Source organism: Pseudomonas sp. F2 (assembly GCF_057174385.1).
Genome location: NZ_CM169904.1, coordinates 3,712,001 through 3,724,814 on the forward strand (window position 1 = coordinate 3,712,001; position 12,814 = coordinate 3,724,814).

10 protein-coding genes are annotated in these 12,814 nt (G+C 61.7%); 6 read left to right on the forward strand and 4 right to left on the reverse strand.

All coding sequences use genetic code 11. The features are described from left to right. Positions 1-119: 119 nt before the first annotated feature. The 3 genes from AC193Q_RS16675 (at position 120) to AC193Q_RS16685 (ending at position 3,082) form a co-directional block, all read left to right on the forward strand. Positions 120-575: a MaoC family dehydratase gene (locus tag AC193Q_RS16675; protein WP_003228575.1), complete on the forward strand. Its 456-nt coding sequence runs from the start codon at positions 120-122 to the stop codon at positions 573-575. Positions 576-685: 110 nt separating this feature from the next. Beyond that, a complete protein-coding gene (locus tag AC193Q_RS16680) occupies positions 686-2,413 on the forward strand; it encodes a C13 family peptidase (protein ID WP_095668219.1) in 1,728 nt (575 codons plus the stop codon). Positions 2,414-2,440: 27 nt separating this feature from the next. Next, a complete protein-coding gene (locus tag AC193Q_RS16685; RefSeq protein ID WP_007968134.1) occupies positions 2,441-3,082 on the forward strand; it encodes an oxidoreductase in 642 nt (213 codons plus the stop codon). Positions 3,083-3,217: 135 nt separating this feature from the next. Here AC193Q_RS16685 and AC193Q_RS16690 read toward each other — a convergent pair whose 3' ends face one another. From AC193Q_RS16690 to AC193Q_RS16705, 4 genes are all read right to left on the reverse strand, one after another. After that, positions 3,218-3,502 carry a YceK/YidQ family lipoprotein gene (locus tag AC193Q_RS16690; protein WP_095668218.1) on the reverse strand — a complete coding sequence of 95 codons (285 nt, stop codon included), beginning with the start codon at positions 3,500-3,502 and terminating at the stop codon, positions 3,218-3,220. Then, positions 3,495-4,142 carry a flavin prenyltransferase UbiX gene (gene ubiX / locus AC193Q_RS16695; protein ID WP_047296825.1) on the reverse strand — a complete coding sequence of 216 codons (648 nt, stop codon included), beginning with the start codon at positions 4,140-4,142 and terminating at the stop codon, positions 3,495-3,497. Before ubiX ends, AC193Q_RS16690 begins: the two co-directional genes overlap by 8 nt. Continuing rightward, a complete protein-coding gene (mpl, locus tag AC193Q_RS16700; RefSeq protein WP_047296827.1) occupies positions 4,139-5,488 on the reverse strand; it encodes a UDP-N-acetylmuramate:L-alanyl-gamma-D-glutamyl-meso-diaminopimelate ligase in 1,350 nt (449 codons plus the stop codon). Before mpl ends, ubiX begins: the two co-directional genes overlap by 4 nt. 177 nt (positions 5,489-5,665) lie before the next feature. Beyond that, entirely contained in the window at positions 5,666-7,579 is a 1,914-nt protein-coding gene (locus tag AC193Q_RS16705; protein ID WP_047296829.1) for a sigma-54-dependent Fis family transcriptional regulator, read from the reverse strand. Between the two features lie 463 nt (positions 7,580-8,042). On the opposite strand from AC193Q_RS16705, the gene exaC reads away from it, so the two are divergent. From exaC to AC193Q_RS16720, 3 genes are all read left to right on the forward strand, one after another. Continuing rightward, the gene (gene exaC, locus AC193Q_RS16710; protein WP_047296830.1) at positions 8,043-9,563 is read left to right on the forward strand and encodes an acetaldehyde dehydrogenase ExaC; all 1,521 of its coding nucleotides are present in this window, start codon (positions 8,043-8,045) and stop codon (positions 9,561-9,563) included. Positions 9,564-9,865: 302 nt separating this feature from the next. Continuing rightward, complete coding sequence (eat, locus tag AC193Q_RS16715) at positions 9,866-11,236, forward strand: ethanolamine permease (protein ID WP_047296833.1); 1,371 nt, start codon at positions 9,866-9,868, stop codon at positions 11,234-11,236. A gap of 178 nt (positions 11,237-11,414) precedes the next feature. Further along, complete coding sequence (locus AC193Q_RS16720; protein WP_483878626.1) at positions 11,415-12,809, forward strand: ethanolamine ammonia-lyase subunit EutB; 1,395 nt, start codon at positions 11,415-11,417, stop codon at positions 12,807-12,809. The last annotated feature ends 5 nt before the right edge of the window (positions 12,810-12,814 follow it).

The window sequence follows — 12,814 nt, forward strand, 5'->3', positions numbered from 1 at the left end:
CGCCAAAAGCATGGTCGGTTGACCGGAGCAAAACGCCATGATGATCTACAGTGGTTCGCAGGGCGGTCAAATCCCCCACCTGAAAAACTATAAAACCGATGAACCCAAGGAGAGTCTCAATGCCCTATGTTCCCGTTGCAGAGCTCAAAGATTATGTCGGCAAGGAACTCGGACGTTCCGAATGGCTCACCATCGATCAGGAGCGCATCAACCTGTTCGCCGAAGCCACCGGGGATTATCAGTTCATCCATGTCGATCCGGTCAAAGCCGCGCAAACGCCATTTGGCAGCACCATTGCCCACGGTTTCCTGTCGCTGTCGCTGATCCCGAAACTGATGGAAGACATCCTCGTGCTGCCGCAAGGCCTGAAGATGGTGGTCAATTACGGCCTGGACAGCGTGCGTTTCATCCAGCCGGTGAAGGTCAATTCAAAAGTGCGCCTGAAAGTCGACCTGGCCGAAGTCACCGAGAAAAAACCCGGTCAATGGCTGCTCAAGGCCACCGCGACGCTTGAGATAGAAGGCTCGGACAAACCGGCCTATATCGCCGAACCGCTGTCGCTCTGCTTCGTTTAAGTCACCGGATGCGAAACAGCGCACGCTGTTTCGCATCCGCGCTGTTTTCCCGGCTGTATAAGGTCACATGGCTGCGGCATACTCGGTCGCCTAATTGCCCGGATCCCGCTATGCGCCCACTCGCTTCTCTTGCACCCCTTGCCCTGACCCTGATGCTGACCGCGTGCGGCGACGGCGAATCGCTGTTGCCCCCGGATGCAAGGCTGCCGGACGGCGGACGCTATCGCGGTGAACTGGTCAACGGCTTGCTGCAAGGCCAGGGCCGCGTCGACTATCCCAACGGCAGTTGGTACGCCGGGCAGTTCGACAAGGGCCAATGGCATGGCCAGGGCGAATGGCACGGCAGTAACGGCGAGGTTTATCGCGGCCAGTTCCAGCAGGGCCTGTTCGACGGCCAAGGCAGTCTGACCACCAACGCCAGCAGTTACACCGGCGGTTTCAAGCAGGGCCGACGCGATGGCGAAGGCACGCTGAAAGAAAACGGCATGACTTACCGTGGCGAGTTCAAGGCTGACCAGTATTCCGGGCTGGGGCGTCTGGAAATGGACGACGGCAGTTCCTATCAGGGCCAGTTCGCCCACGGCAAACCCAACGGCGAAGGCCAGCGCGGCGATGCCAGCGGCAACACCTTCAGCGGCCATTTCGTCAACGGCCAGCTCGAAGGCAATGGCACCTTCAACAGCGCCGATGGCGACATCTATGTCGGCGGCTTCAAGAACAGCCAACTGCACGGCAAGGGCCGCTATGAAAACGCCGACGGCGACGTCTGGCTCGGCCAGTTCAAGGAAGGCGCGCTGACCGGCAAGGGCGAATTGATCGGCGCCGACGGCAGCCACTACATCGGCTATTTCAATGACTGGCGCTTCAGCGGCCAGGGCCGTTTGAACCTGTCTGACGGCAGCTTCTACATCGGCGAGTTCGACAGCGACAGCTACGCCGGGCGCGGCACCCTGGTGCTGACCGACGGCACCGTACTCAGCGGCACCTGGATCAACGGCCAGCGCGTGCGTGACGCCGACGGCAAGCTGCTGCCCGACACCCTCGAACTCGGCTTGCTGGCCCAGGGCCGCCTGCTCGATAACGCGCTGGCCGCCGTGCCCGCCTCGACCCCGGCGGTGGAGTTGTACACCCTGACCCTCGGTGGCGACGGCAAGCAAAGCGTGTTCCTGCGCGAGTCCGACTACGTCGCCAACATGCTCACCACACGTTTCGGCGCTTACGGCCAGATCCGTCTGGTCAACCACCGTGACCACCTCACCGACCGGCCGATGGCCACCCGCGAAAACCTGCGCCGCGCCGCGCAGACCCTGGCCGAGCGCAGCGGCCCGGAAGACCTGGTGTTCATCTACCTGACCAGCCACGGCACCGCCGAACACGAACTGGTGCTCGACCAGCCGCGCATGGAACTGGCCGACCTGCCCGCCGACGAACTCGCCACGGTGCTGGCGCCGCTGAAGAATCGCGACAAGGTGATCGTGATTTCATCGTGCTATTCCGGTGGTTTCATCCCCGCGCTGAAAGATGAGCGCACCCTGATCATGACCGCCTCGCGCGCCGACCGCGTGTCGTTCGGTTGCTCGGAAGAAGCCAACTTCACCTACTTCGGCGACGCCTTGTTCGCTCAGGCGCTGAACCAGACCGACGACCTGGAGCAAGCCTTCAAACTGGCCAAGGCCACCGTCGCCGAGCGCGAACTAGCGGACAACTTCGAAGCCTCGGAGCCGCAGATCTGGGCACCGAAAACCGTGCTGGCGCACTGGCAACTGCTGCGTAAGCAGCAGGCCAGAAAAGCGTTGCAGAGTGCTGCGTTGAACGACGGAGCCACAAACAGCAACTAAGCTGAACAGTATCAAGGGAGAAACACTATGTACTTGACGCCTCAGCACGTATTGCTTGCCGGAGCCACCGGACTGACCGGTGAGCACCTGCTCGACCGTTTGCTCAACGAGCCGACGATCACCCGCGTGCTCGCCCCGTCCCGCCGGCCGCTGGCGGAACATCCGCACCTGGAAAACCCGGTGGGCGACCCACAGGCGTTTCTGCCGCAGCTCAGTGGTCGCGTCGATATCGCCTATTGCTGCCTCGGCACCACCATCAAACAGGCGGGTTCCGAAGCCGCGTTCCGCGCGGTGGATCTGGACATGGTCGTTGCGTTCGCCAAACGCGCGCGGGAGATGGGCGCGCGACACCTGATCGTGATCAGCGCACTGGGCGCCGATCCGAAATCGTCGATTTTCTACAACCGGGTCAAAGGTGAGATGGAGCAGGCGTTGCGCGCGCAGGACTGGCCGCAATTGACCATCTGCCGACCATCGCTGTTGCTGGGCGATCGCACCGAGCCGCGCCTGGGCGAACAGCTGGCCGCGCCGTTTTCCAAATTGATTCCCGGCAAATACCGCGGCATCGAAGCCTGCCAACTGGCCCGGGCGATGTGGCGTCTGGCACTGGAAGAACAGGATGGGGTGCGGATCGTCGAGTCGGATGAGCTGCGCAAGCTCGGCAAGTAGTTTTGTGGTGCCTGGGCTGGCCTCTTCGCGGGCAAGCCCGCTCCCACAGTAGTCTCCAGCGAACACAAACCTGTCGCACGACATCAATCACTGTGGGAGCGTGGCTTGCCCGCGAATGGAGTGCGCAGCACTCCCCTAAAATCCACCCGTCGCCTGGAACCCGACGCCGATCACGGTCAGCAACGACAGCGGCAACAGCAGCGTATCGAGCAACGCACTCGCCGGCAGGTCCACCCCCGGATAGCTCGGCGCCTCAGCGCCGAAGCGATCCATCGCACAACATCCGCCATTCATCGCATACAAATCCAGACGCGTTCCGGAATACACCACTGGCGCGCCAGGTTTGGCTGCATCCAGCGTGCGCGCGGTGGCGCAGCCGGCCAGTTGCAGCGCCAGCACAATCGTCAGCAGCTTATTCATCGCTGCTCAGATGATGCTCGCCCCAACGCGGCAGCATGTCCTGAGGAATACCCAGCAGATTGAGAATCCGCGCGACAACGAAATCAATCAGGTCGTCGATGGTCTGCGGCTGATGATAGAAGCCCGGCGACGCTGGCAGGATGGTCACGCCCATGTTCGACAGCTTGAGCATGTGTTCCAGATGAATGCTCGAATACGGCGCCTCGCGCGGCACCAGAATCAACTGGCGACGCTCCTTCAAGGTGACGTCCGCTGCGCGTTCGATCAGATTGTTGCAGGCACCGGTGGCAATCGCCGACAAGGTACCGGTGGAACACGGCACCACAACCATCGCCGCTGGCGCGCCGGAGCCCGAGGCCACCGGCGACATCCAGTCTTCCTTGCCGTACACACGGATCTGCCCGGCAGCCGCTCCGGTGTACTCGGTGAGAAAAGCCTGCATCATCTGCGGTTTTGGCGGCAGCGTGACATCGGTCTCGGTGGCCATCACCAGCTGCGCAGCCTTGGAGATCAGGAAGTGCACCTCACGATCTTCGCGCACCAGGCAATCGAGCAGGCGCAACCCGTACTGCGCGCCGGACGCGCCGGTCATCGCCAGCGTGATGCGTTCCGGACCGCCGCTCTGGGCAAACGAGTTCATTGCAGTGCCTCGGCGAGCTTGCCGTGCAGGCCGCCGAAGCCGCCGTTGCTCATGATCACCACATGGGTGCCGGGCTGAGCCTGGCTCTTCACCCGTTCGATGATGCCTTCGAGCGAATCGCTGACAATCGACGGCACGCTGCACAGTGCCGCGGTGGCTGCCAGATCCCAACCGAGGTTGGCCGGGGCATACCAGATCACCTGATCGGCATCGACCACGCTGTCCGGCAGACCGTCACGGTGCGCGCCGAGCTTCATCGAGTTGGAGCGCGGTTCGATAATCGCAATCAGCGGTGCGTCGCCGATGCGCTTGCGCAAACCGTCGAGGGTGGTGGCGATGGCCGTCGGGTGGTGGGCGAAGTCGTCGTAGATGGTGATGCCGCGCACTTCGGCGACCTTCTCCATCCGGCGCTTGACGTTCTTGAACGCGCTCAGCCCGGCAATGCCCATCGCAGGCACCACACCGACATGCCGCGCCGCGGCCAGAGCAGCCAGGGCGTTGGCGACGTTGTGCTGACCGGTCAATTCCCATTCAACGGTGCCTTGGGACTCACCTTCGAACAGCACTTCGAACGCCGAGCCATCGTCCTTGAGCAACTTGACCTGCCACTGACCGCCGGCACCGGTGGTTTGCACCGGGGTCCAGCAACCCATCTCGATCACGCGCTGCAAGGCCGGTTCGGTGGTCGGGTGAATCACCAGACCTTCACTCGGAATAGTGCGCACCAAGTGGTGGAACTGTCGCTCGATCGCTGGCAGATCGGGGAAGATGTCCGCGTGATCGAACTCAAGGTTGTTGAGGATCGCGGTACGCGGGCGGTAATGGACGAATTTCGAACGTTTGTCGAAGAACGCGCTGTCGTATTCGTCAGCCTCGATCACGAAGAACGGCGTACCGCCCAGACGGGCCGACACCGAGAAATTCTGCGGCACGCCGCCGATCAGGAACCCCGGGCTCATGCCGGCGTGTTCCAGCACCCAGGCGAGCATGCTGCTGGTGGTGGTTTTGCCGTGCGTACCGGCGACCGCCAGCACCCAGCGCCCTTGCAGCACGTGATCGGCCAGCCATTGCGGGCCGGAGACGTACGGCAGGCCTTTGTTCAGCACATATTCCACCGCCGGGTTGCCGCGCGACATGGCATTGCCGATCACCACCAGATCCGGTGCCGGATCAAGTTGGGCCGGGTCGTAGCCCTGGGTCAGTTGAATGCCCTGGGCCTCAAGCTGCGTGCTCATCGGCGGATAGACGTTGGCGTCGGAGCCGGTCACGTGGTGGCCCAGCTCTTTGGCCAGAACCGCCATCGAGCCCATGAAAGTCCCGCAGATACCCAGAATATGAATGTGCATAGTCGACCTCGTAAAACATCGCCGCAGGTTAGCGCAGGGAGGGGGAAATCGCACTCTTTAGCTGATCACCATCACCCCACCTGTAGGAGCTGACGAGTGCAACGAGGCTGCGATCTTTTGATCCTGTAAAGAACAAGATCAAAAGATCGCAGCCTCCGGCAGCTCCTACAGGGGGATTTATGCGGTTCGGGCGATTCCGTGTTTGCGCAGCTTTCTGTAGAGGGTGTTGCGGCTGACCCCGAGCTGCTGCGCGGTCTGGGTCATGTGCCAGCGCGCTTGCTCCAGGGCATTGAGCAACGCCAGGCGTTCGGCGTCCTCCAGCGGATGCTCGGACTCAACCGTCTTCAGCGCAAGCGGCGGCTGCGCCTGGCGAATCATCGCCGGCAAGTCCTCCACCCCGATCCGCCCTTCATCGCACAACGCCGCCAGCGTACGCAGGACATTGCGCAACTGCCGCACGTTGCCCGGCCAGTTGAACGCCAGCAACGCCTGACGGGCCGCCTCGTCAATCACGATTGTCTCGCCGCCGGCCTCCTCGGCCAGCAGGAAATCCAGCAACTGCGATTTATCACTGCGTTCGCGCAGCGCCGGTAGCGCAACTTCGAGGCCATTGAGCCGGTAATACAGGTCTTCACGGAAGCTGCCGTCTTCGACCCGCTCCAGCAGATGGCGATGCGTGGCGCTGATGATCCGCACGTTGACCGCCTCCGGCTCGCCGCCGATCGGCACCACCTGCCGGTCTTCCAGCACACGCAGCAAACGGGTTTGCAGCGCCAGCGGCATGTCACCGATTTCATCGAGAAACAAGGTGCCGCCATCGGCCTGCTGCAGCTTGCCGCGCATGCCGTCCTTGCGCGCGCCAGTGAAACTGCCACCGCGATAACCGAACAGCTCGCTCTCGATCAGGCTCTCGGGGATCGCCGCACAGTTGAGGGCGACGAAGGCTTTGTTGGCACGCTGGCTGGCATGATGCACAGCTTTGGCGAAGGCTTCCTTGCCGGAGCCGGTTTCGCCATTGATCAGCAGCGGCACGTCGCGCTCGAACACGCGCAGCGCCTTGTGAAAATCCGCTTGCAGCGCGGCGTCACCGAGGCAGATGCCCGCCAGTGGCTGAGCTTTGGCCACGACCGGGGCCGGCATGATTTTCGCCGGTTTGCGCGACTCGCCACGCAGCAAGGCAAACAGATGCCGCCCATCGCGGGTGCGCAGCGGCCAACTGGCGCTGGCATTGGCGCTGGCACGGCCGAGCAACTCGTCCAGCGAGCAATCGAAAAACGCTTCCACCGGCTTGCCGAGCAAACCACCGCGAATATGCCCCAACAGGTTCAGCGCACTCTGGTTGACCGCGCTGATCCGCCCTTCGCCGTCAAACGCCAGCAGCCCTTCGCTGAACAAGCCGACGGATTCGGCCTGCAGATGAAAACGCAGCAACCACTGGTTATCGAAGCAACGCAGGAAATAGCAGCTCTCGATCATCTTCGCCGACAGATTGACCAGCGCCATGGTGTGGAACTGGCTCTGGCGCGAAACGTCGTGGCGCGCCGAGGATACGTCGAGCACTGCGAGCAATTCGCCGTGCGGGTCGAACACCGGGCTCGCCGAGCAGGTCAGGCCGGTGTGGCGACCGCGAAAGTGTTCGTCCTGATGGATGGTCAGCGCCTGGCGCTCGACCAGGCAGGTGCCGATACCGTTGGTGCCTTCGCAGGCTTCGCTCCAGTCGGCGCCGAGCCAAAGCCCGGCGCGTTCGAATATCTTGCGCTCGGCGGGTGCGGTGACGCAGTTGAGGATCACTCCTCGCGCGTCGGTCAACAGCACCGCATGACCGGCGCCGGACAGTTGTTGATGCAGGCTGCTCATTTCATTGCCGGCAATCTGTAACACCTGTTGCAGGCGCTCGCGGCTTTCAAGCACACGCCCGTGTTCGAGCACCGTAGGCGCCATGGTCAGGGCCGGATCGAGGTGGTAGTCCTCGAGACAGCGCAGCCACGAACGGGCAATCGACGGATCGGCACCGGGTCCGTGCAGGTGCGGCTTGCCCTGACTGACGGTGAGAACCTGCTGGGCATGGCGACTCAAATGGTTGTCGTGCATTTCTTATTATTCTCCCCGAGATCAGTACCGCCTCTTTATTGGCTGGCACATACCTTGTGGTGAGGGGATTCATCCCCGATCGGCTGCGCAGCAGTCGTAAATCCGGCATACGCGGTGAATCTGAGTCGCCACAATTTTTTATTGGGGCTGCTTCGCAACCCATCGGGGATAAATCCCCTCACCACAAGGGTGCATCTGGACAATTGGCAGTCAGCATCCTCCAGCCATCGACGCATTGCAATGCTGGCAAGACCAGCCGGTCACAGGCTGTGCCAAAAGCGGTACAAACTGTCACCCGCTGTGTACCGAAATCATCACAGGCTGCGCCCGCCCGTCCGACACAAACTACGCAAGGCCTTGATTTGCCTGCCCTGCGCGGCAATGGCCCGACCTTTGCTCTACGCTTATAGCAAGCGCACTTGCGCGTTTCTCTAATAAGTACAAAGCCAAGGAGAACAACATCATGCGTTACGCTCACCCCGGTACTGAAGGCGCCAAAGTCTCGTTCAAGAGCAAGTACGGTAACTACATCGGCGGCGAGTTCGTCGCGCCTGTCAAAGGTCAGTACTTCACCAATACCTCGCCAGTGAATGGCCAGCCGATTGCCGAATTCCCCCGTTCCACTGCCGAAGACATCGACAAGGCACTGGACGCCGCCCACGCCGCTGCCGATGCGTGGGGCGCGACCTCAGTGCAGGCGCGCTCGCTGATCCTGCTGAAAATCGCCGACCGCATCGAACAGAACCTCGAAACCCTGGCGATCACCGAAACCTGGGACAACGGCAAAGCCATCCGCGAAACCCTCAACGCCGACATCCCGCTGGCGGCCGACCACTTCCGCTACTTCGCCGGGTGCCTGCGCGCCCAGGAAGGCAGCGCGGCCGAAATCGACGGCAACACCGTGGCCTATCACATCCATGAACCGCTGGGCGTGGTCGGCCAGATCATCCCGTGGAACTTCCCGCTGCTGATGGCCGCATGGAAACTCGCCCCGGCCCTGGCCGCCGGCAACTGCGTGGTGCTCAAACCTGCCGAGCAGACACCGTTGGGCATCTGCGTGCTGATGGAGCTGATCGGTGATCTGCTGCCACCGGGCGTGCTCAACGTGGTGCAAGGTTTCGGCAAAGAAGCCGGCGAAGCACTGGCCACCAGCAAACGCATCGCCAAGATCGCCTTCACCGGCTCGACCCCGGTCGGCTCGCACATCATGAAGTGCGCCGCCGAGAACATCATTCCTTCCACCGTGGAACTGGGCGGCAAGTCGCCGAACATCTTCTTCGAAGACATCATGCAGGCCGAGCCGAGCTTCATCGAGAAGGCTGCCGAAGGTCTGGTGCTGGCGTTCTTCAACCAGGGCGAAGTCTGCACCTGCCCGTCCCGTGCCCTGGTCCAGGAATCGATCTATGACGAATTCATGCAAGCGGTGATGAAGAAAGTCAGCCAGATCAAACGCGGTGACCCGCTGGACACCGACACCATGGTTGGCGCCCAGGCGTCCGAGCAGCAATTCGACAAGATCCTGTCGTACCTGGAAATCGCCAAGGGTGAAGGCGCCGAGCTGCTGACCGGCGGCCAGGTGGAAAAACTCGAGGGCAATCTGGCGACCGGCTATTACATCCAGCCGACCCTGCTCAAGGGCACCAACAAAATGCGCGTGTTCCAGGAAGAAATCTTCGGCCCGGTGGTGAGCATCACCACGTTCAAGGACGAAGCCGAAGCCCTGGCGATCGCCAACGACACCGAGTTCGGCCTCGGTGCCGGCCTGTGGACCCGCGACATCAACCGCGCCTATCGCATGGGCCGCGCGATCAAGGCCGGTCGCGTATGGACCAACTGCTACCACCTGTACCCGGCGCACGCCGCGTTCGGCGGGTACAAGAAGTCCGGCGTCGGCCGTGAAACCCACAAGATGATGCTCGATCACTACCAACAGACGAAAAACCTGCTGGTGAGCTACGACATCAATCCGTTGGGCTTCTTCTAAAACCCGGGGCAACACAGATGTTTCTGTGTTGCCCTCCCAATAGCTATCGCTGGCAAGCCAGCTCCCACAGGGATCTTTGCAGATCTCGATAACGGGCACACCACAGATACCTGTGGGAGCTGGCTTGCCAGCGATGGCGTCCTCAATGACACAACACAAGGCCTGGCCGCTCTGGCACGGCCCTTGCGTACCCGTCATTCAGGTTTTGCAAAAAAACTGCCGCTGCGTGAACAGCTTCCATCCACCTCAACCGCTTCACCCGAAAGTCCAACAGATCGAACAATAAAAAACAGAGAGGACTTATGACTTCCACCACACAGCTCAAACCCACACTCGGCACCCTGCACCTCTGGGGCATTGCTGTCGGCCTGGTGATTTCCGGCGAATACTTCGGCTGGAGTTACGGCTGGGGCACGGCCGGCACCCTCGGATTTCTGGTCACGGCGCTGATGGTCGCGACCATGTACACCTGCTTCATCTTCAGTTTCACCGAACTGACCACCGCAATTCCCCACGCAGGTGGGCCGTTTGCCTACAGTCGCCGAGCGTTCGGCGAAAAAGGCGGGTTGATCGCCGGCATCGCCACGCTGATCGAATTCGTCTTTGCCCCACCGGCGATTGCCATGGCCATCGGCGCCTACCTCAACGTGCAATATCCGGGACTCGACCCGAAAATCGCGGCGGTCGGCGCGTATTTCGTGTTCATGATCCTGAACATCCTCGGTGTCAGCATCGCCGCCACCTTTGAACTGGTGGTCACTGTGCTGGCGGTCGCTGAATTGCTGGTGTTCATGGGCGTGGTTGCGCCGGGCTTCAGCTTCAGTAACTTCGTACTCAACGGCTGGTCCGGCGCCAACGAGTTCACACTGGGTTCGATCCCGGGGATTTTCGCAGCGATTCCGTTCGCCATCTGGTTCTTCCTCGCCATCGAAGGCGCGGCTATGGCCGCCGAAGAAGCCAAGGATCCGAAACGCACGATTCCCAGGGCTTATGTCAGCGGCATTCTGACTCTGGTATTCCTCGCCATCGGCGTAATGGTGATGGCCGGCGGTGTCGGCGACTGGCGCCAGCTGTCGAACATCAACGATCCACTGCCGCAGGCAATGAAAGCGGTGGTCGGCAACAACTCCTCGTGGATGCACATGCTGGTGTGGATCGGCCTGTTTGGCCTGGTGGCGAGTTTCCACGGGATCATTCTTGGTTACTCGCGACAGTTCTTCGCCCTCGCCCGCGCCGGTTACCTGCCGAAAAGCCTGGCCAAGCTGTCGCGCTTCCAGACCCCGCACCGGGCGATTCTGGCTGGCGGCGTGATCGGCATCGCGGCGATCTACAGCGACGGCCTGGTCAACCTGCAAGGCATGACCCTGACCGCCGCGATGATCACCATGTCGGTGTTCGGCGCAATCGTGATGTACATCATCAGCATGCTCAGCCTGTTCAAACTGCGCAAAACCGAACCGCACCTGGAACGCACCTTCCGCGCCCCGGGCTACCCGGTGGTGCCGGCGATTGCGTTGTTTCTGGCGGTGGTGTGCCTGGTGGCGATGGCGTGGTTCAACACGCTGATCGGCTGCGTGTTCCTCGGCTTCATGGCCGCTGGCTACCTGTACTTCCAGCTGACCGCCAAACAACGCGCCGACGCCCCGGCAGACGCTATGCTCGAAGGTATCTGAACTGCCATATAAAAGTGCACAGCGCCCATCCAGGCACTGTGCTGGAACTCTGTAGGAGCTGCCGAAGACTCGGGCCGCGTTCAGACGATCTTTTGATCTTGTTTTTAGAAAATCAAAGTCAAAAAATCGCAGCCTGCGGCAGCTCCTACAGCGGGTTTATCGTTTACAGGAGGATATTGTGGCCGCATTTGCCCATTCCGTCGGCGCCCAGACCTATCGCTTCGACAGCCTCAAGGACGTCATGGCCAAAGCCAGCCCGGCGCGCTCGGGCGACTTCCTGGCTGGCGTTGCCGCGCTCAACGACGGCGAACGCGTGGCCGCGCAAATGGCGCTGGCCGACATCCCGCTCACGCATTTTCTGCAGGAAGCGCTGATTCCCTACGAAGCCGATGAGGTCACCCGACTGATCATCGACACCCACGACAAACAAGCCTTCGCCGTGGTCAGCCACCTCACCGTCGGTGGTTTCCGTGACTGGCTGCTCAGCGATGCGGCGGACGAGACCAGCCTGCGCAAGCTCGCCCCCGGCCTGACCCCGGAAATGGTCGCCGCCGTGTCGAAAATCATGCGCGTGCAGGATCTGGTGCTGGTGGCGCAGAAGATCCGCGTGGTCACAAAATTTCGCGGCACACTCGGCCTGCGCGGACGCCTGTCGACCCGCCTGCAACCGAACCATCCGACCGACGAACCTTCCGGCATCGCCGCCAGCATTCTCGACGGCCTGCTGTACGGCAACGGCGACGCGATGATCGGGATCAACCCGGCCACCGACAGCATCGCCTCGATCTGCGCGATGCTGGAGATGCTCGACGCGATCATCCAGCGTTACGACATTCCGACTCAGGCCTGTGTGCTGACCCACGTCACCACCTCGATCGAAGCGATCAATCGTGGTTTGCCGCTGGATCTGGTGTTCCAGTCGATCGCCGGCACCGAAGCGGCCAACGCCAGTTTCGGCATCAACCTCAATGTACTGCAGGAAGGCTATGACGCGGGGCTGAGCCTGAAGCGCGGCACCCTCGGGCAGAACCTGATGTATTTCGAGACTGGCCAGGGCAGCGCGCTGTCGGCCAACGCCCACCACGGTGTCGACCAGCAGACCTGCGAAACCCGGGCCTACGCCGTCGCGCGGCACTTCAAGCCGTTTCTGGTGAACACCGTGGTCGGCTTTATCGGCCCGGAATATCTGTACAACGGCAAGCAGATCATCCGCGCCGGCCTCGAAGATCATTTTTGCGGCAAGTTGCTCGGCGTGCCGATGGGTTGCGACATCTGCTACACCAACCACGCCGAAGCCGATCAGGACGACATGGACACCTTGCTGACGTTACTCGGCGTAGCCGGGATCAACTTCATCATGGGCATCCCCGGTTCCGACGACATCATGCTCAACTACCAGACCACCTCGTTCCACGACGCGCTCTACGCCCGTCAGACTTTGGGACTGAAACCGGCGCCGGAGTTCGAGCAATGGCTGGCGAACATGGGTATTTTCACCCAGGCGGACGGCAAGGTCCGCTTTGGCAACAACCTGCCGCCGGCCTTCCGCCAGGCGCTGGCGCAACTGGGATGAGTGTG

Bases quoted from the DNA above. Each gene is read 5' to 3' on its own strand.
- AC193Q_RS16675 (WP_003228575.1), top strand. From the start codon at position 120: ATGCCCTATGTTCCCGTTGCAGAGCTCAAAGATTATGTCGGCAAGGAA.
- AC193Q_RS16680 (WP_095668219.1), top strand. From the start codon at position 686: ATGCGCCCACTCGCTTCTCTTGCACCCCTTGCCCTGACCCTGATGCTG.
- AC193Q_RS16685 (WP_007968134.1), top strand. From the start codon at position 2,441: ATGTACTTGACGCCTCAGCACGTATTGCTTGCCGGAGCCACCGGACTG.
- AC193Q_RS16690 (WP_095668218.1), bottom strand. From the start codon at position 3,502: ATGAATAAGCTGCTGACGATTGTGCTGGCGCTGCAACTGGCCGGCTGC.
- ubiX (WP_047296825.1), bottom strand. From the start codon at position 4,142: ATGAACTCGTTTGCCCAGAGCGGCGGTCCGGAACGCATCACGCTGGCG.
- mpl (WP_047296827.1), bottom strand. From the start codon at position 5,488: ATGCACATTCATATTCTGGGTATCTGCGGGACTTTCATGGGCTCGATG.
- AC193Q_RS16705 (WP_047296829.1), bottom strand. From the start codon at position 7,579: ATGCACGACAACCATTTGAGTCGCCATGCCCAGCAGGTTCTCACCGTC.
- exaC (WP_047296830.1), top strand. From the start codon at position 8,043: ATGCGTTACGCTCACCCCGGTACTGAAGGCGCCAAAGTCTCGTTCAAG.
- eat (WP_047296833.1), top strand. From the start codon at position 9,866: ATGACTTCCACCACACAGCTCAAACCCACACTCGGCACCCTGCACCTC.